20 protein-coding genes and 1 pseudogene are annotated in these 21,808 nt (G+C 47.5%); 4 read left to right on the top strand and 17 right to left on the bottom strand.

Features of this window, described 5'->3' with window-relative positions; translation table 11 throughout:
- Nucleotides 1-7 precede the first annotated feature (7 nt).
- From ACFQ1C_RS00915 to ccoN, 9 genes are all read right to left on the bottom strand, one after another.
- Nucleotides 8-769 (bottom strand): FNR family transcription factor, encoded by a 762-nt coding sequence (locus ACFQ1C_RS00915; RefSeq protein WP_379556653.1) that lies wholly within the window; start codon nucleotides 767-769, stop codon nucleotides 8-10.
- A 61-nt stretch (nucleotides 770-830) separates the two neighbouring features.
- Nucleotides 831-1,514 carry a sulfite exporter TauE/SafE family protein gene (locus ACFQ1C_RS00920; RefSeq protein WP_379556654.1) on the bottom strand — a complete coding sequence of 228 codons (684 nt, stop codon included), beginning with the start codon at nucleotides 1,512-1,514 and terminating at the stop codon, nucleotides 831-833.
- Nucleotides 1,504-1,776 carry a cbb3-type cytochrome oxidase assembly protein CcoS gene (gene ccoS / locus ACFQ1C_RS00925; RefSeq protein ID WP_379556655.1) on the bottom strand — a complete coding sequence of 91 codons (273 nt, stop codon included), beginning with the start codon at nucleotides 1,774-1,776 and terminating at the stop codon, nucleotides 1,504-1,506. Before ccoS ends, ACFQ1C_RS00920 begins: the two co-directional genes overlap by 11 nt.
- Nucleotides 1,773-4,145: a heavy metal translocating P-type ATPase gene (locus tag ACFQ1C_RS00930; protein ID WP_379556656.1), complete on the bottom strand. Its 2,373-nt coding sequence runs from the start codon at nucleotides 4,143-4,145 to the stop codon at nucleotides 1,773-1,775. Before ACFQ1C_RS00930 ends, ccoS begins: the two co-directional genes overlap by 4 nt.
- A gap of 2 nt (nucleotides 4,146-4,147) precedes the next feature.
- Complete coding sequence (locus ACFQ1C_RS00935) at nucleotides 4,148-4,633, bottom strand: FixH family protein (RefSeq protein ID WP_379556657.1); 486 nt, start codon at nucleotides 4,631-4,633, stop codon at nucleotides 4,148-4,150.
- A gap of 95 nt (nucleotides 4,634-4,728) precedes the next feature.
- Entirely contained in the window at nucleotides 4,729-5,703 is a 975-nt protein-coding gene (gene ccoP / locus ACFQ1C_RS00940; protein ID WP_379556658.1) for a cytochrome-c oxidase, cbb3-type subunit III, read from the bottom strand.
- Entirely contained in the window at nucleotides 5,700-5,918 is a 219-nt protein-coding gene (locus tag ACFQ1C_RS00945) for a cbb3-type cytochrome oxidase subunit 3 (protein ID WP_379556659.1), read from the bottom strand. Before ACFQ1C_RS00945 ends, ccoP begins: the two co-directional genes overlap by 4 nt.
- Before the next feature lie 12 nt (nucleotides 5,919-5,930).
- Complete coding sequence (gene ccoO, locus ACFQ1C_RS00950) at nucleotides 5,931-6,548, bottom strand: cytochrome-c oxidase, cbb3-type subunit II (RefSeq protein WP_379556660.1); 618 nt, start codon at nucleotides 6,546-6,548, stop codon at nucleotides 5,931-5,933.
- A gap of 12 nt (nucleotides 6,549-6,560) precedes the next feature.
- Entirely contained in the window at nucleotides 6,561-7,985 is a 1,425-nt protein-coding gene (gene ccoN / locus ACFQ1C_RS00955) for a cytochrome-c oxidase, cbb3-type subunit I (protein ID WP_379556661.1), read from the bottom strand.
- 316 nt (nucleotides 7,986-8,301) lie between these two features.
- On the opposite strand from ccoN, the gene ACFQ1C_RS00960 reads away from it, so the two are divergent.
- A complete protein-coding gene (locus tag ACFQ1C_RS00960; protein WP_379556662.1) occupies nucleotides 8,302-8,778 on the top strand; it encodes a hypothetical protein in 477 nt (158 codons plus the stop codon).
- Nucleotides 8,779-9,111: 333 nt separating this feature from the next.
- Nucleotides 9,112-10,401: a tyrosine-type recombinase/integrase gene (locus tag ACFQ1C_RS00965; RefSeq protein ID WP_379556663.1), complete on the top strand. Its 1,290-nt coding sequence runs from the start codon at nucleotides 9,112-9,114 to the stop codon at nucleotides 10,399-10,401.
- 1,047 nt (nucleotides 10,402-11,448) lie between these two features.
- Here ACFQ1C_RS00965 and ACFQ1C_RS00970 read toward each other — a convergent pair.
- The 3 genes and pseudogenes from ACFQ1C_RS00970 to ACFQ1C_RS00980 form a co-directional block, all read right to left on the bottom strand.
- On the bottom strand, nucleotides 11,449-11,619 hold the full coding sequence (locus ACFQ1C_RS00970) for a hypothetical protein (RefSeq protein ID WP_379556664.1): 171 nt from the start codon (nucleotides 11,617-11,619) through the stop codon (nucleotides 11,449-11,451).
- Between the two features lie 199 nt (nucleotides 11,620-11,818).
- Nucleotides 11,819-13,810 (bottom strand): MacB family efflux pump subunit, encoded by a 1,992-nt coding sequence (locus tag ACFQ1C_RS00975; protein ID WP_379556665.1) that lies wholly within the window; start codon nucleotides 13,808-13,810, stop codon nucleotides 11,819-11,821.
- A 3-nt stretch (nucleotides 13,811-13,813) separates the two neighbouring features.
- Nucleotides 13,814-14,881: pseudogene (locus ACFQ1C_RS00980) on the bottom strand (efflux RND transporter periplasmic adaptor subunit); the annotation flags it as partial.
- Nucleotides 14,882-15,019: 138 nt separating this feature from the next.
- Between ACFQ1C_RS00980 and ACFQ1C_RS00985 the strand changes: the two are divergent.
- Nucleotides 15,020-15,982, top strand: coding sequence for a hypothetical protein (locus tag ACFQ1C_RS00985; RefSeq protein WP_379556666.1), 963 nt, complete (start codon nucleotides 15,020-15,022; stop codon nucleotides 15,980-15,982).
- 161 nt (nucleotides 15,983-16,143) lie between these two features.
- Here ACFQ1C_RS00985 and ACFQ1C_RS00990 read toward each other — a convergent pair whose 3' ends face one another.
- The 3 genes from ACFQ1C_RS00990 to ACFQ1C_RS01000 form a co-directional block, all read right to left on the bottom strand.
- Nucleotides 16,144-16,425 carry a hypothetical protein gene (locus tag ACFQ1C_RS00990; RefSeq protein WP_379556667.1) on the bottom strand — a complete coding sequence of 94 codons (282 nt, stop codon included), beginning with the start codon at nucleotides 16,423-16,425 and terminating at the stop codon, nucleotides 16,144-16,146.
- Nucleotides 16,426-16,545: 120 nt separating this feature from the next.
- On the bottom strand, nucleotides 16,546-16,758 hold the full coding sequence (locus ACFQ1C_RS00995; RefSeq protein ID WP_379556668.1) for a hypothetical protein: 213 nt from the start codon (nucleotides 16,756-16,758) through the stop codon (nucleotides 16,546-16,548).
- 188 nt (nucleotides 16,759-16,946) lie between these two features.
- Complete coding sequence (locus ACFQ1C_RS01000; RefSeq protein ID WP_379556669.1) at nucleotides 16,947-18,098, bottom strand: diguanylate cyclase domain-containing protein; 1,152 nt, start codon at nucleotides 18,096-18,098, stop codon at nucleotides 16,947-16,949.
- A gap of 16 nt (nucleotides 18,099-18,114) precedes the next feature.
- On the opposite strand from ACFQ1C_RS01000, the gene trhA reads away from it, so the two are divergent.
- Nucleotides 18,115-18,597: a PAQR family membrane homeostasis protein TrhA gene (trhA, locus tag ACFQ1C_RS01005; RefSeq protein ID WP_379556670.1), complete on the top strand. Its 483-nt coding sequence runs from the start codon at nucleotides 18,115-18,117 to the stop codon at nucleotides 18,595-18,597.
- On the opposite strand, the gene ACFQ1C_RS01010 is transcribed toward trhA, so the two are convergent.
- Together ACFQ1C_RS01010 and ACFQ1C_RS01015 are read right to left on the bottom strand one after the other, a co-directional pair.
- A complete protein-coding gene (locus ACFQ1C_RS01010) occupies nucleotides 18,591-20,294 on the bottom strand; it encodes a recombinase family protein (RefSeq protein ID WP_379556671.1) in 1,704 nt (567 codons plus the stop codon). The genes trhA and ACFQ1C_RS01010 overlap by 7 nt on opposite strands.
- Before the next feature lie 84 nt (nucleotides 20,295-20,378).
- Nucleotides 20,379-21,344: a hypothetical protein gene (locus tag ACFQ1C_RS01015; RefSeq protein WP_379556672.1), complete on the bottom strand. Its 966-nt coding sequence runs from the start codon at nucleotides 21,342-21,344 to the stop codon at nucleotides 20,379-20,381.
- Nucleotides 21,345-21,808: the final 464 nt, after the last annotated feature.

The raw sequence follows: 21,808 nt of genomic DNA on the forward strand, positions 1-21,808 counted from the left end.
ATAAGCTTTAAGCTAACGGTGAGTTCGACGTGGGCGTACCTGCCAAGCGGGCAAGCTCGATTACATCAAGCACCCGAATATATTTACCGTCTACTTCAATCATATTATTTTTTTGAAAGCGCCCCAGCAACCGACTGACGGTTTCTACCGTGAGTCCCAAATAGTTGCCGATGTCACCGCGCGTCATCGTCAATCTAAACTCTTTGGCCGAAAAACCACGTTGCGAAAAGCGAGTCGACAAACCATGCAAGAAAGAGGCTAAACGTTGCTCTGCGGTTTTTTTAGAGAGCAGCAAAATCATTTGCTGATCGCCATTAATTTCACTGCTCATTAAACGCATAATTTGCTGTCGTAAGCGGGGTAGCTTACCGGCTAGCTCATCAAGCACTTCATAGGGTATTTCGCAGACCATGGCCGTTTCTAATGCCTGGGCAAAAGAAGGGTGGCTACCATTGCTGATGGCGTCAAAGCCGATAAGGTCGCCAGCTAGATGAAAGGCGGTAATTTGTTCATCGCCTTGCTCGGTAATGGTATAGGATTTAATTGTTCCGGCGCGAATGGCATAAAGCGATTTTAATTCTTCGCCCGCTTTAAATAGCTCTTGGCCTTTTTGAATCGGCTTTTTACGCTCAATAATATTATCCAGCTCGTCTAACTCATCGGAATTAAGCCCAAGCGGGATACATAATTGGCTAATGCTGCAATCTTGGCAGTGAATTGCACGACTGCTTATGTTGGCAGTTTTAATTGTTTTTTTCTGATTTCCCATAGCTCAATACTTTTGTGGTATCTATGCACAATCATAGCACCAAAAATAACGGCTTAATAGTTTAGTACAATAGTGGCAAAGCCTGATAAAACGTAAACAAACCATAACAAATCAATAAGATACCAGAAAACTGACGAAATTTAGGATGATTTAACCAATGGCGAAGTTGCCCGGCCAAGCCCCCTAATGCCAATAACGTGGGTAAGGTACCCAGACCAAATAACGCCATCACCCGTGCGCCTTCTAACGCACCGCCCGACACTGCACTCCACGTTAGAGCCGAGTACACGAGCCCACAGGGTAACCATCCCCAAATCATGCCAAACGGAAAGGCCGCTAGCGGATGTTTAAAGGGGATAAAGCGGCTGGCCAAGGGTTTGATATGACGCCAAATACCGGTGCCCAGCTTTTCGAGGTGCAATAAAAAAAACCACCACCGCGCTAAGTATAACCCTAACAAAATCATCATTACGCCGGTTAATAACCGGAAAAACACCAGCGCCTGTTTACCCACACTAACCTCGGCAAGGCTGGCAAATATGCCGCCCACCAAGGCTCCGGCTAGGCTGTAGCTTAAAATTCGACCGGCGTTATAACTCAGTAAATACGCCCACTGCCAGCGCCGTTGCTCTTTGGGTATCGCCATAGAAAAGGCGGCAGCTACCCCACCACACATGGCTATGCAATGTCCTGCTCCCAAAAAGCCAATCAGCAACGCCGCCCATGCATCAAGCTCAGTGCTCATGAGGCGCCTTGCTCTGCTGGTTGGTAGTATCTGATGGCGGCGGTTGAGATGAGTCCGGTGTTGATGATAGTGACTCTGATGACTGACGCTGCGCCTGCTGATGTGACGCATTGTCGTCATCAAATAAAATACTACTACCGTGCCGGTCCAAGTCTTCAAACTGGTCGCTTTTTACCGACCAAAAAAACAAGACCAACGCGATACCCACAAACACCATGGCGATGGGGATCATAAAATACCAAACATCTACATTATCAGTCATAAGCGTGAAAGCCTCAGTGAGTTGGTCATCACTATTAGGGAGCTAACCGACATACCGGCCATGGCCACCCAGGGGGACACATGACCGGTAGCCGCCAAAGGTAAAATAATGGCGTTATAGCCAAGCGCCCAACTAAAGTTTTGTTTAATAACGGTTCGACAGCGCGTAGACACATGACGCGCCGTCATAATATGGCGTAAATCGTCGGCTAACATAATGGCATCGGCGCTGTTTTTGGCAATGTCGGTGCCACCGGCCATGGCAAAGGACACATGGGCACCGGCTAATACTGGGGCGTCATTAATACCATCACCCACCATTAAGCAAGTTTCACCCGCCTTATCGCAGTCTCGTAAATAAGCCAGTTTGTCATCGGGGCTGGCGTGTTTCACTAGTTTATTTACTCCGAGCTGCTCGGCCACGCGTTCAGCCTGACCCGAGCTATCACCGGTTAAAATAGTGGTGGCAATACCTTGCTCATGACAGGCCTGTATTAATGCCGCAGCTTCGTCGCGCAATGGGTCCGATAAACTAAAACGCGCAACCACGCCGTCGTCGTTGGCTAAATAGACACTCAAATCTTCTGTTTGTTGCTCAGGCGCCAACCAAGCACCACTGCCGAGTCGCCAAAAGTCTCCACTAATGGTTCCTGTAACACCACGGCCAACCTGATTATCTCGGTTATTAACCACCAGATCTTGCCGGCGAAACCCGGAAAAGGCACGCGCAATCGGATGTTCAGACTGAGCCTCCAGTGCAGCGGCGATGGCCAACGCTTGAGACTCATTAAGGTTGCCATACAGTCGTGTTGAAGAAAGAGTAATTTCGCCGCGAGTGAGGGTGCCAGTTTTATCAAACACCACGCGGTTAATTTTTGGCAAGGTGTCTAGCACGTGCGCACGGCGTACTAATACACCAGAGCGACTTAGCCGAGAGGTTGCCACCGTAAGCGCGGTCGGCGTAGCTAAAGAAAGCGCACACGGGCAGGTGGCCACTAACACCGACAGCATCACCCAAAAGGCTTTATCGGCATCCACTTGCAACCAAACAACATAGGTTGCTAGCGTCACCAATAGTAACGCCGCCACAAAATAGCGGGATAACTGATCGGCTAAAATAGCCACCTTAGGCTTTTCTAGCAGGGCATCGTCTTGGGCGCGCAAAATTTCTGACACCCGGGCCTCACCTAACGTACGTAACACCCGCAGCCGTAACGGCGACTCTACGTTGGTGGTGCCGGCAAACACGGTATCGCCAGCATGGCGGATAACTGGTAGATGTTCACCAGTGAGCATCGACTCATCGATGCTGGTACTGCCATCAATTATATCGGCGTCGGCCGGAATTTGGCTACCCGGTGCCACCAGTATCACTTGGCCAGGTTGCAGGGTTTTGGCTGCCACTTCTTGTTCGCTGCCATCATCGGCTTCTATCCGTGCCATCATGGGCACCAATAAGGTGAGATTGGCCGTGGTTTCTGAGGCGCGGCGCTTAGCGCGCATTTCTAAAAACCGGCCGGTAAGCAACAAGAAGGCAAACATAGACACGCATTCATAATACACATCACCGGTATTGGTCAGAGTGGCGTATACCGAGGCGACAAAGGCAAAAATCATCGCCAACGACACCGGCAAGTCCATGTTTAGGGCGCGATTTTTTAAGCCACGCCAAGCATTGCGATAAAAGGGCAGGGCAGAATAGCCCATCACCGGCACACACAGCCACAGGCTTATCCAGCGAAAATATTCCACTAAGCCCGCATCGGTACTGGGGAATAAGTCATCGTATAAAGCAATGGCCACCATCATGACTTGCATGCTGGCAATACCCGCCACCCCCATGCGCAGCAAATAAGCTTTTACTTCTTTGTTATACAGCTGCTCTTGTTGGTGTGGTTGAAAAGGCCGTGCCTGATAACCAATGCCAGCAAAGGCGCTCAACAGTTGGCTGAGTGACGTAAGTTTTTCGTCCCAACGCAAACGTGCACGCTCGGTGGTGGTGTTCACCTGAATCAACACCACGCCCGGCACTCGCGTTAAATGCCGCTCAATCAGCCAAGCGCAAGCCGCACAGCTTAATCCCGAGATCGACAGCTGCACTTCTTTCAAGTTGTCTTTATCAATCACAAAGTCTTGCTGTATTTCAGCTAAGTCGTAGTGCTGTAACTGCTTTAGCTCATCAGGCACCGCATCCGCCTTAGGAGCAGGAGCCGTTCTGTGCTGATAATAGCTAGCCAAACCACAGTCAATAATGGTTTCAGCCACCGCCAAACAGCCTGGGCAACAAAACGGCTGTGCCGTGCCATCCAGCTCTAATAAAAAACGGCGGCCGGAAGGTATGGCTTCACCGCAGTGAAAACAGCCGTTCATAATTAACTCTCCGCGCGAATGAGCAGCTGATCGTTAATCGGCAAGCTAATACGCTTTTGTATCCGCCAGTTGCCATCCATTGCTTCAATTTGCAGGTTCCAGTTGCCCTTAATCAGCTGAGAATCTAAGCGTTGGCGATACACGCCAGACCCATCGGTGGTCATTATCAACCGATGATCTTCTTTCTCTAGGGTAGGGTGGGTGAAGTTCACTTTTATGGCTTCACCCGCTTTATGTCCGCCGACCAGCGTGATCGACACCTGGTCATCCTGATAGCTCAGTTTGGCCAACATTTTTAACTCGGCGGCACGTTTTAACTCACTTAAATCTTTATTGTAGGCGCGGCCTTTTTTGTAGTAGTCGTCCACCACCATGCTGTCGGCACCGGAACTGGCTAAATAGAAGGTATAAAGGCTGGCGGCAACTGCACACAGGGGCAATACAATAAGAAACCAAGGCCAGAACTGCTGATACCAATGACGCTGCATAACACATTCCTACTACAAAAAAAGCGGAGTTTAGGGAAGAGTAATATAACAAAAAGCCCCGACGAGCGGGGCTTTTTTACTTCAACCCAAAGGGCTTACTTAACGTTGCTCAGGCTATACACATAAGCAGACAACAATTGAATCTTGTCTTCGCCTAATATGTCTTTCCAAGCTGGCATCACACCATGACGACCATGACGAATAGTGTCTTCAACTGCTGCGCGAGAGCCACCATATAACCAAATGTTATCGGTTAAGTTAGGTGCACCCATAATGGTTTGGCCTTTAGCATCGGCACCATGACAAGCGGCACATATAGCGAAGCGAGCTTCACCTTTTTGCGCTTCAACAGCATCAACCTTACGGCCAGACAAGCTCAACACATAAGAGGCGACTTCACGTACACCGTCGTCTCCTAGCATTGCGCCCCATGGCGCCATCACACCTTGACGGCCATCCATGATGGTCTTTTTGATTTGCGCAGGCTCTCCACCATGCAACCAATCACCGTCGGTTAGGTTAGGGAAGCCACGTGCACCACGCGCATCGGAACCATGACACTGGGCACAGTTTTGTAAGAACAAACGCTGGCCTACTTTGGTGGCATTTTCGTTTTGAGCGATATCGGCAATAGCAAGATAGGTGGTGCCATCGGCTTCATAGGTCAACTCACGAAATTTCGCACCAAACACTTCATCCGCTTTAATCATCTCACGGTCATATTGTACGAACAGTCCATCGGTACGCGCCGTTTCAGCTGCTTCGTTATATTCTGCGAGTGATTGCACCTGCTGGTTAGAACTCGTCCAACCTAACAAGCCTTTATAGTTACCTAAACCTGGATACAACGCCAGATACCCCAGTGAAAATATCACCATAAACACGAACAAATAGCTCCACCATTTAGGTAGCGGGTTGTTCAGCTCGGTAATACCGTCGTAGGTGTGACCGGTAGGCGCACCATCTTCCATGCCCATTTTGTCGCGACTACACCAAATCAAGAGCGCTAAACAACCAAAAATGGTGCCTAGGCTGATGACGGTGACAAATACGCTTAAAAAAGTATTCATTGTTTATTAGCTCCTGCGCGATCCTGCTCAGTCCCTAGAGAGGCGCTACTCTGCACATCTTCATCATCAAGAATAGAGGAGCCAATCGCATCAAACTTAGTCTTGCGCTGCTTACCATACGCCCACCAAACTAGACCAATAAACATCGCAAACAACAACAAAGTCTGATAGGCAATAAGAGTAGGTTTTAGTGCATCTAGGGTACTGAAATCCATAATCGACTCCGGTTATTTAAGGGCGTGACCCAAAGACTGCAGATAAGCGATGATAGCGTCCATTTCGGTTTTACCCTTAACGGCTTTCTCAGCACCTTCGATATCAGCATCAGTATAAGGCACACCGAAACTGTCACGGAACAGTCTTAATTTAGCCTCTGTATGTTTACCGTCCAATACATTAGTTTCCAACCAAGGGAAACTGGGCATATTCGACTCAGGCACCACATCACGCGGATTGATCAAGTGCACACGGTGCCACTCGTCAGAGTAACGTCCGCCAACGCGCGCCAAATCAGGGCCGGTACGCTTAGAACCCCACAAAAATGGGTGTTCCCACACGTGTTCACCTGCCAGTGAGTACTGACCGTAACGCTCAGTTTCAGCACGGAAAGGGCGGATCATCTGGCTGTGGCACACGTGACATCCATCACGGATGTACAGGTCACGACCTTCCATTTCCAGAGCTGTGTAGGGGCGCAGGCCTTCTACTGGCTCGTTAGTTTGCTGCTGAAAGAACAGGGGAATAATCTCAACCATACCACCGAAACTAATCGCGATGACGGTAAGGACTATCAGCCACGTGGTTTTCGTTTCGACCAACTCGTGACGATTCTTAGGGTTTCTCATTAGCTCGTCTCCTTATGCCGGTTGAGGAATGGCTTGCAATGAGCCTTTAGGCGCATTGATGGTACGGTAGGCGTTGTAAGCCATCAGTAACATACCGAACAAGAAGAAACAGCCGCCCAAGAAACGTACGAAGTAGAACGGATACGAGGCTTGCAGACTTTCAACAAAGCTGTAAGTCAAGGTGCCATCGTCGTTTACTGCACGCCACATCAGACCCTGCATAACACCACTAATCCACATAGATACGATGTACAGCACAGTACCAATGGTTGCTAACCAGAAATGCGTGTTAATCAGCTTAAGGCTGTACATGCGTTCTTGGCCAAACAGGTTCGGGATCAAGTGATACACGGCACCGATAGAAATCATAGCCACCCAGCCCAATGCACCAGAGTGCACGTGACCTATGGTCCAGTCGGTGTAGTGAGATAAGGCGTTAACGGTTTTAATTGCCATCATTGGGCCTTCGAACGTAGACATGCCGTAAAACGACAAAGATACGATCAAGAAGCGCAAAATAGGGTCATAACGCAGTTTATGCCAAGCACCAGACAGCGTCATAATGCCGTTGATCATACCGCCCCAAGAAGGAACGAACAGAATCAATGACATGACCATGCCTAAAGACTGAGCCCAATCGGGAAGGGCAGTGTAGTGCAAGTGGTGAGAGCCAGCCCAAATGTACAGAGTAATCAGTGCCCAGAAGTGCACGATCGACAAACGGTAAGAATAAACTGGGCGTCCTGCCTGCTTAGGTACGAAGTAGTACATCATGCCTAAGAAGCCTGCAGTTAGCAGGAAACCTACCGCATTATGTCCGTACCACCACTGGATCATCGCATCAGCGGCACCGGCATACATAGAGTAAGACTTCATGGCGCTAATTGGCATCGCCATGCTGTTTACAATGTGCAGTACGGCAATGGTCAAAATAAACCCGCCGTAAAACCAGTTCGCAACATAGATGTGGGACGTCGCACGCTTATATAGCGTTCCAAAGAACACAGTAGCGTAGGCAACCCAGACTATGGTAATTGCGATATCGATTGGCCATTCTAGTTCGGCATACTCTTTGGTGGAGGTATATCCTAACGGCAGTGAAATAATTGCCGATAAAATAATTGCCTGCCAGCCCCAGAACACGAACGATGCCAGTTTGCCACCAAAGAGGCGAACCTGACATGTGCGCTGCACGACATAGAAGGAGGTACCCATTAGCGCACTACAACCAAACGCAAAAATAACCGCGTTAGTGTGTAATGGACGCAAACGGCTATAAGTTAGCCAGGGTGTTTCGAAGTTGAGAGCAGGCCAAATAAGCTGTGCTGCAATTAGCACGCCTACTGACATACCCACAATGCCCCAGATTACGGTCATCACCGTAAACTGGCGAACTACAGTATAATTGTAGTTTGGTTGATTATTAGTTTGACTCATCGTTAAGTTCCGCTTCCACTGCTGTGTATTCAGGTTTGCGCTCACACAATGCGAACACGTCGGAAGAATTGAAGACCACCGCTTTCTTTCTTTTGCAGCATTCGCTTTCTCGAACACTTAATTAACCTGTTGTTAACAACGCGAAACATTAAGAGGTCGAGAATGCTGGCTGCGGGACAGATGATAAATGACTGGCTGCAAAAATAACAGTATAAACAGTAATATGATTACCCCTTACACCGCCTCAGAAGGCAATAATAAACTACCTTGATCCAGATCAAGCAGGGCAGTAGATTGTGTGCAACATAGGAAAAAAATGAGTATGAGAGACCGATTGACGAGAGCTAAATTGGGGCAAATTTTACTGGTACTGGTGGTGTTGATCGCCGCATTTTGGTTTAAAACCTATCAAAACGATGAAGCCAAGGCTAAATTAGACACTACTAACTCTGGATTTTGTGACGTTGGTATCGAGAAGTGTAGTAGTCAGCAGGGGAGTTTATCGGTGACAGCGCAATTAACCGCCGATAAGTTACAACCCGAGTCACCATTTCAGCTCGCCTTAACGCTATCCGATCCCGATGCGAGTGTGACCCGCAGTCGTCTAGAAGGGCACAGCATGTATATGGGAACCTTGCCGGCCATGATCAAACAACAGGCACCTGGAGTCTGGCAAGGTCAGGCACTAGTGGGAGCCTGCACCGAGCGCAGCATGATCTGGGCTTGGGTGCTGGATATTGAACACGAAGGGGAGACCCAACAGTTCAAATTTCTGTTTGAAGTAAAGCGGTAAGAGCGGCCGTACGCGATACGTTTTACGCCGTAAGTTAAAGATAAACAACGTCTTTAGTAGTTGCTGTTTTAGCTGCAATATTTTGGGTAGCAGGATAACGGTACACTTTAAGTCGTCAGTTAACGATAAACACCGTATTTAGTTTTCAGCCGAGAATCAGGGTTTCAGTTTGTCTTTAAACGGACAGCGTAAAGCGTATGACGTATAGCATTTTTGACGGTTTTAATGCCGATAACTGTATTTATCGGCATTAACTTTATAGGTCTCTGTAGGCAGATAAGGTTATAACAAGATATACTGTATAAACATACAGACATTAACCTAGCGCGACTTATGAACACTCACGTACTGCCTCTTTTTGATGCCCCTCAATACCTAGAAGAGGGAAACAGCGTCGTTAACCAACATATCGCCGATATCACCCTAAATTGCGTTCCCGATGCTGCTTTTATCTATGAACATGCACTAGATTGGCTACTAGAAAGTCGTTACAGCGAAAATAACTACAAAACCTACCGTAGCGAACTCACCACCTTTTTGCACTGGTGCTTTGATGTTGAGCAGACATCCCCCATAGCGCTGGATCGCCGAGCTATGAACCGTTATGTCGACTATTGCTCGGCACCGCCTACAGCACTGATTGCTTATCATAATGTAGCGCAATTCATACTGAATAAAGAGTGGGGAGAGCGTCAACCCAACCCGCAATGGCGACCGTTTTTAGGTAAAAAGCAACACGGCGCCATCCGCCCATATCAGTTGAGTGATAAAGCCCTAAAAACAAAAATAGCCATTCTTTCTTCCTTTTATGGTTATTTGATCAACGAAGAAATCACCGAACGTAATCCCGCCGTCATGTGGATGCGGCACAGCCGCTTTGGATCCAGCCCCGTCGTTGCCGTTAGCTTAAATGCAGAAGATGAAGTTAAAGTATTCAGTGACTTACAGTGGTCTTATGTCATGAGCACCGCCCAACAATTGGCAGAACAAGAGCCCGAACGACACCAACGCACCTTATTTTTAATCTCGCTAATGTACGGCTGCTATTTACGTATCTCAGAAGTGGCCGCCAGGCCCGGATTTTCACCGGTTATGAGCCAGTTTCGCCGTGACAGCCACACCGGCATCTGGAGTTTTCATATCCCCGTAAGCAAAGGCGGCAAAAAACGCACCGTCGCTGTATCTCGAGAATTGCTCGACGCGCTTAAGCACTATCGACACACCTTAAAGTTATCGCCATTACCGGCACCCAACGACGCCACCCCCTTATTTATTCGCCATAAAGCCGCCGGACGAGGGCGCGATCAAGGGCAACTAAACGCCAACTTAGGCATTCGCCAACTGCGCGACTTACTCGACGAACTGATCACCAATGCCGCCAATAATGCCGCCACAGATGGATTTGACCATGACGCCAATGAAATGCGCAGTCTCACCGTGCATAGCATTCGCCACACCGGTATTACGCACGACATCAACTTAAACGGTCGGCCACTTTCACACGTACAAGCCGATGCCGGGCACGACAGCATAGACACCACCTCACAATATTTACACACCGGCAAAATAGAACGCCATCAAAGTGCCGAAGGCAAACAACTAAATAGATTGAGTGACAGCTGATAGCGGTCAGCTGGTTGTCAGAAACTGAAAATATGAGATGAAGAGAAAGAAATAGCTAGAGGACAATAAAAGTGCCCGTGCCTTAAGGTTGAAAATTGCGATAAATCCACCAGAACAAGGGCTTCACCTTAGAGGCTTAATATCCTATTTAACATAATATACATTATGCGAAGTAATAGAAGCCATTGCTTAAAACCATCAAACCCATGTGAGCTCCAGTTTCAAATGGGATTATTCCACCATGGTGAAACTCTTAATTTTCAGATGCTTATATGAAAAAACTAATAATTTTACAGCGGTTTTTAACAATTTCCTCCAAGCATTTCGGTTTTCTGAATCGTCCCGAAATACGCGCTGTACTCTGCTGCCAATGGCGTTATCCCGGCAAACACGCGGTCACCACGTTACTGACAACCTATCTCCGATATTAAAGCTGCCACAGCACTGTGTGACTGAGCTCATCCGAACATGCCGTCATGATACTGCCGCGCATCACTTGGATCTGATCCCGGTCCCTGAGCCTGGCATTGGTGTTTCCGCTACCGATGAATATCGAAGCCGGTTCACCGCCATAGCCACTGTGGTTGTTCTGGTCGCTCTGTTTCGGCTGACAACAGCATCCGGTCCTGACAGCCGGTACTCAGCCAGACATTCATTTACTGCGGCTCCGATGATTAGCCTAGCTTTGGCAAGACAAATGAGTTCATCTCGGCGATTATGACGCCATATGCTCATAACCGACCAAGGCCATGTTCATGTTCATGTAGCTAGCCTACGGTAACCCCCTGTATGGAACACGGAGCCGGAAGCGCCATCTCGGATTTCTTCTTATTAACCGCCTTCAACGGGGTTTTTCCGGCTCTGTCATGTACAGGATGACGGCTCTTGAGGGTTGCCCTAACTGATAGCTGCACAGATATTAGAGTCTGTATTTAACATAAATATAAGGGTGACGCATATTGCTCTTGGAGAAAGACCAGTATCGCCATTCTAAGGCCATGTCTCGAATGTTTATCAACCCCCTGCCCTTGGATTCACTAACAGCAGTTAGCAAACAAGTCTTTTAGGGTATCGAATGCCATTCACAATCCATGTTTGTATACCTTTGATGACTAACGGATTAACAGCGCCGCCTAATATCGACACTTCATCAGAAGCTTCATGTACGCCCTTAGCAACTTGAACAAGGGCTGATTTAACAAACCCATCTAATTGCATATTCGACGTCCTTAAATAATGTTAGAGCTTGAAATAATCAGGTGGTGAACCGAACAAGCGCCCTGCTCTTTTATCTGTACTGGCGGTTTTGATCCCGAATATAACAACAAAATACTCAATAGATAGGAATATCATCCTTAGTGTTAGCTATGCGGTAACGCAGGCTATTTAAGATAATTTTCATTTTTTCTCCCTCACCTTAGTCTCTGGAAAGTGCATCAATTGGGTTGAGTTTTGCGGCATTACGGGCAGGAAGATAGCCAAATAGAATGCCAATTAACGTCGAACAGGCAAAAGCCGCAACAATAGACGAACCAGAATAGATCATCTGAAAATCGCTACTGGTGTAGGTGAAGATCACGCCAACAAGATAAGCGAGACCGACCCCCAATGCGCCACCACAGAAGCAGACCAGCACCGCCTCAATCAAAAACTGACGCATGATATCCGTCTGTCTGGCCCCTACCGCAATACGTATACCTATCTCTCGCGTTCGCTCCGTTACGGATACCAACATGATATTCATAACGCCGATACCGCCAACTAACAGAGAGATAAACGCGATGGCAGAAATAAGCAATGTCATGGTCTGTGATGTTTTCTCTATGCTTTTTCGCACCGTATCGGTGTTGATAGTGTAGAAATCAACCAAGCCGTGACGCATGCTCAATAAACTAATAATGCCTTGTTCCGCCACATCACTGGAGACATTCTCATCGACTCTTACAGTGATATCGTCGACATAATTTTGTCGAAATATACGCCCGGACACTGTGGTATAAGGCAGCCAAACATTCAGCTCATCACTGTTGTTGGACACACTTTCAATAGGTTCCGTCACGCCAATAACCCGTACAGGAAGTCGACCGAGAAAGATGACGCTACCGAGTGCGCTGCCGTCAGAGAAAAGTTCTTGTTTGGTGTTCGCGTCAATAACAGCGACTTGCTCCAGCGTCTCGATACTGTCTTCGCCAAAATATTGCCCCTGCGCCAAGCTATAACCACGCACACGGAAATACTCGGTGCCAACCCCCTGAACCGAGCCCGTGACCGTTTCATTGGAATAACGAATAGCAACATTAGCCCTGACCGTTGGGGTGACGCTATCTACAAACGGCAATGTTTTAAGCGAATTGGCATCGTCTGCGGTGAGCGTCCGAACTCGCCCAGAACGGCGATCTCCGAGCCCTGTACCGGGCTTTATCTCAATGGTATTGGTGCCCATTGAAGCGATATTGTCCATAATCGATTGCTGCGACCCAGCGCCTAGCGCTACCACTGATACCACTGAAGCAATACCGATAATAATGCCGAGCATGGTAAGAAACGTACGCAGGCGGTTATTAGACATCGCAATGAGCGACATCTTCAACGCTTCAAGATAACGCGGCCAGTTAATATCAGGCTTCGCTTTATGCGTTTTGCCTTCATGGATTTTAACTTCGCAGTCTTTGCACTCTGCTACCGGCTGATATTCCTCTTGAGCACTGCGACCGGGTTTATGACAATTGGGTTTATCGCCAATGATTTCTCCGTCTTTTATCTCAATAACGCGATCAGCAAACCCGGCAATATTCGGGTCGTGCGTGACCAGGATGATGGTGTGGCCGTCACTGTGTAACTCGCGAAGCAGTTTCATCATCTCTTCGCCGCTGCTGCTATCCAGCGCGCCGGTCGGTTCATCCGCCAGAATAACATCACCGCCATTAACCAGGGCTCTGGCAACACTGACTCGTTGCTGCTGGCCACCACTGAGCTGGTTGGGTTTATGCTCTAAGCGATCACCCAAACCCAGGCGATTTAGCAGTTTTTTGGCTTTTTCCTGTCGGGAGTGCTGACCCTGATTCGCATACAAGGCTGGCACTTCCACATTTCCCAACGCGGTTAAATCACTCAGCAGGTGATAACGCTGAAAGATGAATCCAAAGTACTCACGTCGCAGGGCCGCCAGTTCATTTTCATCCATAGCGGAGGTGTCCTGACCATTGATGAAGTAATTCCCTTGCGTTGGCTTATCCAGACAGCCAAGGATATTCATCAGTGTCGATTTTCCCGACCCGGAAGCCCCGATAATAGCGATCATCTCACCACGGTTAATCTGCAGGTTAATATTTTTAAGAACCGTCAGTTCCTGCTCACCGGCAGAAAAAGTACGACGTACACCCACAATATTTAATAGTGCTTCAGCCATACGTTAAAACCTCATGCCCCTGCCGCCTTGACCACCTTGTCCGCGCACACTAGCGCCCGGCAGACCACCCATCGAACTCCTTGAAACGGCTTGCTCACCCGCAGACGACTGACCGATAACGATCTCTTCACCTTCGTTAAGACCTGACAGTATCTGCGCGTAGATTTTATTGTTGATGCCCACTTCCACATTGCGATATTGCACCTGGCCATCTTTTTTCACAGGCACTTGATAAGAATGACGAGCACCTGGCTTTGTGATCAATACCTGTGACGGAACAAGCAACGCATCTTGCGCACTTTCCAGAATAATGGATACCTCTGCAGTCATACCGAAGCGCAATAGTTTTTCTGGGTTTTCTACATCGAACAGGGCGTTGTAGTAGATAGCTTCATCATCACCAATTTTCAGCGTACTGTCGTCACCACTGAGCAAGGTCGGACCCGGTTCAATTGCGCGTAAAACACCACGATATTTCTTACCTGTTGCGCCCAGAGTAGTGAAATAGACTTCCTGCCCCACACCAACATGAATAATGTCGGCTTCAGAAACCTGCGCTTTGATGGTCATCACATCCAGTTGTGCCAGCTCAATAATATTCGGCGTACCTTGGTTGTTATTCACCGTCTGACCTTCTTCGACCGAGACATAAATCACGGTGCCATCGATTGGCGATGCAATGCTTGTATACCCAAGATTGAGCTTGGCGTTATCCACACTGATAATCGATTTCTCTTTTTCGGCGCTGAGCTGATCCAGCTCTGCCCGATAGACTGTCAGTATTGATTCTGCCGTGTCATATTCCGATTGAGAAATGGCGTTAACCAGCAGCATCTTTTTCTTACGTGTAAATTCAGACATCGCGGTTGTGATCTGGGCCTGCTTTGCCCTGTATTGAGCATTAATACTCTTGAGCGAAGCTTCAGCTTCTTTAAGGGCGTTTTGTTGCGTCAGGTTATCTATCTGAGCAACCAAATCCCCCTTCTTTATCTCTTCGCCGACCTGGACATCAATTTTTTCTATCAACCCCGAAATCTGAGCACCGACACTGACCAATTTCGACGGATATAGGACGCCGTTATACTTTCAACATTAGCGTCGAAGGTCTGGATGAGATAGATATTCTCACCACGCCCACTGTCGACGGTGAGACGAACAACGACATCGCGTTTGAAATTAAACCAGCAGCTTGAAAAGGACGGAGTGAAAATGTCTAACGATACCCCTAAAGTCAGCAAATTGGTGGCAGGCTCTCTAGCCACATCCACTACCGACACAGGTTATACCGAAGCGGCACTCTACGCTGTATTCCTGAGTACTAGCGGTGCGGCTAACCGGACACCTCCGCCCCCTAGGGCCATCATCAAGATGACCGTGCTGGGTATGCTGGAATCACTGCACACCGAACCCGCAGCCACCATGGTCTACTACGAGCTTGGAAAGCAGAGCATGGGAGTACGACGTCCCTTGTTCGCTTACGTGGTTGACTCGCTACATCTTCTCTCAGAAGAAGCGTTACGCCATTTGAAGGGCCTAGCGCTTTTCGGTAAACGTGAGTTGGAGTACGAAGATGAAATGGAGCAGGTCACCATTGAGGCGGTGCTGGGCTATGCCGTCGCCAAAATAGATTCGGTGCTGCCGGAAGATATGCCGGATACCGACAGGACCGAGGTGGCCAAAATTCTGGACCGTTCGCTAGCAGGTATCGATGGGGTTGTAGTCTACGACAGTGATTCGGTGCGCAAGTCCTGCACCGTGCTTTACAAAGGCCTGCAGTTGGGTGTCGTGGGTGAGCGCGCGGCTAACGGTATGGTGCTTGTACAGTTGGACGAAGACAACGAGCGCACCGATACCATAGAAGCCGCTGTCGCACTCCTAAAAGAGAAAATAAAGGGGGTCGAATCCACTACACCGCCTTCAGATTTCTCTTCTTTGGAAGAAAGGTTGATTATGGCCTTCTATGCAATGGACGGCGTTAAGGTCCAAGAAGATGACGTCAGTAAAACATCCTGTTTGGTAACCTATAACGATAACCTGATCGCCACCGTCGCCCATTACGATGGTAATCAGGCGACGATGAAGATTCCCGGAGAAACCATCAGTATCCGTACCCCGCTCTCAGAGATCATTGAGAATATCAAAGAGGCCGTTAAGCAATGCGGTTGTAAATAACTCCTTATCTAAGGCCCCTTCAGGGGCCTTTTTATTGGCGCTCTCGGATTAAGCTTCTAGAGGATTTTTCCGCTGGGGCTAACTCTTAATCAACGCAGCTGGCTACCAGCAAACACCCCAAAAACACGAGTGCGCCCAGCTATGGCTGTGTTTGAGTTCGTTTAGCTTTCAGGCTGTTTTGGAAACCGAATGTAAGTGGGTATTTCTAGTAAGTCTTGTCCCTCAAGGGCCATTTTTGTTGAATCACTCACTCGGTGGCTTTGCTCGCGTGATAACGCTTGCTGTAACTCTGCTGAGGTCACACCAAATATTTTTCCCGCTACCATCAAGCCATTGATAAAACTTTTTTCCTTCGCTCGCTCTGTGGCTGACTGGCCAATGTCGGCAAAGTAATCTCTAAACGAGGCTTGTAGATAGTCTAAGTACTCTTGTTTTTTATCCATCTTTTTGTGCTCCTTGCGCTAATGGTTTTAACGTGCGTCTGTTTAATTACTTAACGCTGGGCCTGTTGGATGCCTTTCATCAACATAAGTAATCACGCATAACTTATGTGGATACTAAGGCTAGCTTTTCTTTCTCGTCACCCTCGCGAAGGCGGGGGTGAGATCTAAATAGGCTTTGGGCTCTTCACCCATTTTATGCCCTAACTGCAAGTCGGCTTCGCGCTGTTTATGCAGGCGATAAAGGTTAGTCTGCTCCGCATGTTTCCGTTGGCTGTAGTCGGTAAAATTTGGTTGTAAGCCTCCGCACTGCTCAGCAACGGTTTTCGCTACCATGGCCTGGTTATTGCTTATTTAGGGTGCAAAACTAAGATTAAACGCCAGAGCTACTGCTGATTGGTTTAATATATAAACTAGTATGTTGGCATAACATATACTAGGGCTATCCTTAAGCATAGCGTTGGCTGTAGGCCGCCCTACAAGAATGCTTGTAGCGGGTCGGTGAAGTAAGCCTGCAATGGGTATTAGTTTAGTGTGTGTATATTGGATATGAAGCGCTGCTCTGGCAGTTGTTTGGCATGATACATGGCTTCATCGGCGTGCCGTAACAGGGTCTCGGCATCGATACCATTTTGGGGATACAGGCTGATCCCCAGACTGCCACTGATACAAACCTGCTGCTCGGAGATGGTAAAGGGCTGTTTCAAGCTACTAAGTATATGCTCGGCAATGGTGCTAATGTCATCAACGTGGTTAAGCTGCTCCACTAGGATAACAAACTCATCACCTCCCATGCGCGCCACCGTGTCCTCTTCACGTACACAAGCTAACAGCCGGTTAGCGACTAATCGCAGCAAGGCGTCTCCGCCGGCATGACCCAAGGTATCATTGACCGGTTTAAAGTTATCCAAATCAATAAATAACACCGCCATTTGGCTTTGAGTACGTTTAGCTCGGCTTAGCGCATGCTCCAGTCTGTCCATCAACAAGGTACGATTAGGCAGACCAGTCAGTTGATCGTGATGTGCTTGTTTTATTTTGTCGCGGGTTTCTTCTGTCTTCCATTTCCAGAGCACAAGGGAAATTATCAGTATGAAGAGTAACGTGGTGGCAAAAAAAATGATCAATGCCTGCTGTTGTTGCTCGGCCTTAAGACCCCCCTCTAGCCATTTTTCATGCAACAGCTGAAAGGTTCCGTTACGCTTGAGGATAATCAGTCCCTGATTGATCTGTTCCTGCAGTTCTCGGTTGCCTTTGGCAACGGCAAAGCTGTAGGTATAGGGGGACGAAACCGTGTCGCCAAGCACTAGGTTTGGCAGCTTCAGTTGCTGGATCTGATAAAGCGCAATGCTTTGCAAAGTGACGATGGCATCGAACTCCCCCGCCGCCAACATTTTTAAGCCCGCTTCAATATCTGCCACAGGCACCGGCGCCAGAGCTTGCTGCTGAGAGAGTAAATAGCGATGTGAAAAACCCCCTGCGATACTGATGATATTTTTGCCATGTAAATCATCAAGATGATAGATATCGGTATCACCTTTTCGTACGATAAGAGAGATAGGTGAAACATGATGGGGGTCGACAAAATCATACAGAGACTCGCGCTCTGGTGACGATATCATGGTCGCGATATCGACTTCCGGAGGGGAATGTGGCGTAAATAGACGATTGGTCATTGTAAGGAGGTTGTTCATGTTTCATCGCAAAGGTTATTCACGAGCACAAACCAAGGCCGAAGAAACGGCTAACACCCTCAGTCATGGCTTGGGCTTGTTAGCCGCGCTGGTTGGCGCGCCCTTTTTGGTTTATCGGGCCACACAAATAGGCGATGCTTTCTTTGTTACTGGCGCCAGCTTATTTGCCGCCACCATTATCTTTTTGTATCTCACCTCGAGTATTTATCACTTTTTGCCGGTGGGCAAAGCCAAACATGCGTTTCGGGTACTGGAGCACTGCGCTATTTTTGTATTGATTGCCGGCACCTATACCCCCCTGCTGCTGGGAGTATTGAACGGCGCCTGGGGTTGGAGCTTGTTTGGGGTGGTGTGGTCGCTAGCGCTGATGGGGGTTTTGCTCAAGATATTCGCCCAGCATTTACCGATGGTCTTTTCTACCACGCTGTATTTACTGATGGGCTGGCCCAAGTCATTCACACGGACTAAAAATAATCACTGATAAAAATTTGAAAAATCAGTGTTCCAGTCGTCATCTAACAGACTGATCTCATTGCCTTTTCTGTCAATGCCAACCCAGTTGTTTTGCACTGATGCATAGCTTGCAAGCTGTCTGCCATCGCCAGTGGCATGTATGGCATCAAATGAAAGGTCGGTGTATTGCTTGCGATTAACAAGCACGGCATGACGGATTGAGCCGTCCCTCAGCGTAATCATGGCCTCCACCTGACCCTTATCGATTACCAGCACGATCTTGCGCACACATGCCCGAATCAAAAGCCTGACTTGTCCCCTTGCCTCGTCATTGTTGTAATCAAGAATTGTTGGCGGGATTGATAGAAAGACGTCTGTGTTGACCTCCTCATTGAAGACCTCCATTTCCTCTTCAAGCTGCTTTTGTTTCAGCTCTTTTTCTTCGTTGATTTGGTCGAATCTGGCAATAAGCATGTCCTGGCCTGTTTTTGCCTTAATCATCAGATCCATGATGCTTTCTGCTTGATTGCCTAGCTCCTGAATTTCCAACTCCAGTGCGTCAGCTTTACTCGTGTCTGCCGGTGGTGGCTGGTAAATATAGGACCCGATCATCTTGATTAGCATGGTTTCTAAATACCGGCTATCGATAGATGCAGACTTGCACAATTTTGAGCTGCGGGCCTTAGTTGCGCATCGATACACAACTGATTCATAGGTATGCACGCTGTTTGTTCTTCTTGCGTGAATTGTGCTTTTGCAGTGGAAGCATTCGGCAATCCCCATGCCCGTGATCAAGCCGTTTGCATCACCTCGCCTGATTGTTTTCTTTTCTTGTTTTAATTCCCTTATTTTTCTAAATTCAAGTGGGGTGCATAATTTCGGGTAGTAATCCTTGATCACATGCTTTTCGCCCTCAATCGTGATCGACTTTTCACCTATGAGCGTGCGACTGTGGTGAAAAGTTGCAACAAGGCCAGAGCCCCACCCTTTTTGTATTTTGTTATAAGTGCATGACGGAGGCGGGAACTCCTCTTGGTTTGCATTTAAAAAATCAAGAACACGTCGACTACCCCAACCAAGCAAGGTTAGCTCAATAATTTTTTTAGCAGCTTTGAAGTGCACGGGGTGCGGCTTAACATAGCCCGTTTTAACGCATGCCCACCACTTGTTTGACCCAAAGCTCTTCATCGCTAACAGATGCCCGTCAGCGTCTCTTTTGTTCTCTTTTATTGCCTTTAGCACTAACAGTGCCGAGCTCGTCACTCTTTGCCGTATTTTTTCCGAATAGTCATTTGCTGCTTTTAATTCGAGCACAGCAGTGATTGCACTCAGTAGATCATCCTTTTCATACCTTTGGCCACTACTCCAACAGTAAACACTTACCCCGGACAACAAGACATCATTGAGAATGCGTTGCGCATTTGTCAGGCTCAACCGGGTGAAGCGGTCCAGGTGTTCCATCGCTAACACTGAACCACTTGCAACATCGCCGTTGCGGCAAGCCTCCACGAATTGACCCAGTTGGCCTTGGTCAATGTTCTTGCCGCTATGCGCAGACATGCCAGAGTCATCAAATACTCGGCAAGGCATGCCCCTGAATTCTTCCAGTTCTTGCGCAATGTTTGCCCCGCTCTCTTGCCTCAGCATGCCAGAACGGCCTTCCCCGGCCTGCTTGGCGCTACTAACACGCGAGTATATGTAAAGAGTTGGTACCTTGGATTCCATATGGCGCCCCTGTTTTTATTACTCTGGGTACATAGAGATCAAAAAGGAGCACATAGGCACTCCAAATGGATTCGATTCCGGGCGCTAGCCCGGGTATTTTTTAAAGTCTTCTAGGCTAATGCCTGAGGCTGCTGCTGCTTCAAGGATCGCTTTTGCCTTGTTCTGCTTTACTAGCGTTTCTTGCATTTCTATCTTCTTGTTTATTAACTCTACTTGTCTGTTTTTTAACTCTTTTATCTCTGCTGATATTTTTTCTAGATCGCGTTCTGCTTTTGTTATATCAATCACCACCTTTCTAAGCGGTTTAATCTCTTTTTCGAATAGCGCATCCAGCCTTTTTCGCTTCTCTTTAGCTTCTATTTTTATCGTTTCTAGTCTGTCTATCACTTCTTTAATAGAAAGAGTCACGAAGCGATTTTCGTGCGCCCCTGGATCGTTAATAAATACATCGTACTTTCTACTTTCGACCCACAGGTTCCGCAGTTCGAACTCTAGCCTTTCTTCTTCTGACATATAGCCAATAAGCAAGTCTACTTCAGCCAATGCTTCTTGCATTCGCTCCGTATATATTGCAATTTTTTCAGATCTTGGTATTGGTCTACGACCTCGCACGTGCAAATCTGCTGGGTCGACTACACCAAGTCTTTCCTCTTCTTCGAGATCGAAAATATCACGCTCACATCGCCGGACAAAGACGAGCAGCTTGTCCACATCACCACCTGGTTTTCTACCGGGCTTCTTTTTAAGTCCGGTCATGTCGAACAGATCCCCGTCAGTGATGGCCTCTATCCCCTCCTCTACTTCTAACTTGCGATACTTAGCAACTGCCTTGTCGAGCTCCTTTTCTGCTCTGCTGAGCTTCTGTGATGGCGTAAGGCTTGGACGGCCCATTACGTTTTCAGAGTCGTGAAATTGAATACGTTCTGTTTCAAGATCGTGAGCCAATAGCAATTCATTCAACTCATTGTTTTTTCTTGCTGCGTCTCTTCTTGCTTTCTCAATCTCAGTTAGCGCCGGACGTCCAGCTCCTGCCTTTCTTTTTTTATTCATAAGGCCTCTTACCACTCTCACCACTAATAATTTAATACTACAAAAGTAATAGTGCAACATCAACATCTTTAGCTGTTAACATCACAAGTGCTTACAAAGTAAAAACTTACTACATTAAAAATGGCAGCGTTCATGCCACTAAAGACAAACTTGCTACCTTTAATGGCAGTAAAGCATAGTTACACCTCATAATAGAAAAATTAATTAAGAAAGCAAAAAACAACAGTGTCATCAGTAATAAAAAGAACGCCCTCATAATATATTAACATATAACTTCACTAGCATTTAATTTAGTGTTATTATTTAAATAAAACAAATCATTTATATACTTAATCATTTGCACACTGTAAAAGCGAATGCCAAATAAAAAAATTAAACCACATAAAATACAATTTAAATACTAATGCATAGCAAGCAGGTTTAAATAGTAATTCAATTATCACTTCGTTCTAATTGATTAATAT

The organism is Oceanisphaera ostreae (genome assembly GCF_042676125.1).
GTDB classification, from domain to species: Bacteria; Pseudomonadota; Gammaproteobacteria; order Enterobacterales; family Aeromonadaceae; genus Oceanimonas; species Oceanimonas ostreae.

What these genes read in the sequence shown, in the direction of transcription:
- ACFQ1C_RS00915 (WP_379556653.1), bottom strand. Translation starts at nt 769, where the DNA reads ATGGGAAATCAGAAAAAAACAATTAAAACTGCCAACATAAGCAGTCGT.
- ACFQ1C_RS00920 (WP_379556654.1), bottom strand. Translation starts at nt 1,514, where the DNA reads ATGAGCACTGAGCTTGATGCATGGGCGGCGTTGCTGATTGGCTTTTTG.
- ccoS (WP_379556655.1), bottom strand. Translation starts at nt 1,776, where the DNA reads ATGACTGATAATGTAGATGTTTGGTATTTTATGATCCCCATCGCCATG.
- ACFQ1C_RS00930 (WP_379556656.1), bottom strand. Translation starts at nt 4,145, where the DNA reads ATGAACGGCTGTTTTCACTGCGGTGAAGCCATACCTTCCGGCCGCCGT.
- ACFQ1C_RS00935 (WP_379556657.1), bottom strand. Translation starts at nt 4,633, where the DNA reads ATGCAGCGTCATTGGTATCAGCAGTTCTGGCCTTGGTTTCTTATTGTA.
- ccoP (WP_379556658.1), bottom strand. Translation starts at nt 5,703, where the DNA reads ATGAATACTTTTTTAAGCGTATTTGTCACCGTCATCAGCCTAGGCACC.
- ACFQ1C_RS00945 (WP_379556659.1), bottom strand. Translation starts at nt 5,918, where the DNA reads ATGGATTTCAGTACCCTAGATGCACTAAAACCTACTCTTATTGCCTAT.
- ccoO (WP_379556660.1), bottom strand. Translation starts at nt 6,548, where the DNA reads ATGAGAAACCCTAAGAATCGTCACGAGTTGGTCGAAACGAAAACCACG.
- ccoN (WP_379556661.1), bottom strand. Translation starts at nt 7,985, where the DNA reads ATGAGTCAAACTAATAATCAACCAAACTACAATTATACTGTAGTTCGC.
- ACFQ1C_RS00960 (WP_379556662.1), top strand. Translation starts at nt 8,302, where the DNA reads ATGAGTATGAGAGACCGATTGACGAGAGCTAAATTGGGGCAAATTTTA.
- ACFQ1C_RS00965 (WP_379556663.1), top strand. Translation starts at nt 9,112, where the DNA reads ATGAACACTCACGTACTGCCTCTTTTTGATGCCCCTCAATACCTAGAA.
- ACFQ1C_RS00970 (WP_379556664.1), bottom strand. Translation starts at nt 11,619, where the DNA reads ATGCAATTAGATGGGTTTGTTAAATCAGCCCTTGTTCAAGTTGCTAAG.
- ACFQ1C_RS00975 (WP_379556665.1), bottom strand. Translation starts at nt 13,810, where the DNA reads ATGGCTGAAGCACTATTAAATATTGTGGGTGTACGTCGTACTTTTTCT.
- ACFQ1C_RS00985 (WP_379556666.1), top strand. Translation starts at nt 15,020, where the DNA reads ATGTCTAACGATACCCCTAAAGTCAGCAAATTGGTGGCAGGCTCTCTA.
- ACFQ1C_RS00990 (WP_379556667.1), bottom strand. Translation starts at nt 16,425, where the DNA reads ATGGATAAAAAACAAGAGTACTTAGACTATCTACAAGCCTCGTTTAGA.
- ACFQ1C_RS00995 (WP_379556668.1), bottom strand. Translation starts at nt 16,758, where the DNA reads ATGGTAGCGAAAACCGTTGCTGAGCAGTGCGGAGGCTTACAACCAAAT.
- ACFQ1C_RS01000 (WP_379556669.1), bottom strand. Translation starts at nt 18,098, where the DNA reads ATGACCAATCGTCTATTTACGCCACATTCCCCTCCGGAAGTCGATATC.
- trhA (WP_379556670.1), top strand. Translation starts at nt 18,115, where the DNA reads ATGTTTCATCGCAAAGGTTATTCACGAGCACAAACCAAGGCCGAAGAA.
- ACFQ1C_RS01010 (WP_379556671.1), bottom strand. Translation starts at nt 20,294, where the DNA reads ATGGAATCCAAGGTACCAACTCTTTACATATACTCGCGTGTTAGTAGC.
- ACFQ1C_RS01015 (WP_379556672.1), bottom strand. Translation starts at nt 21,344, where the DNA reads ATGAATAAAAAAAGAAAGGCAGGAGCTGGACGTCCGGCGCTAACTGAG.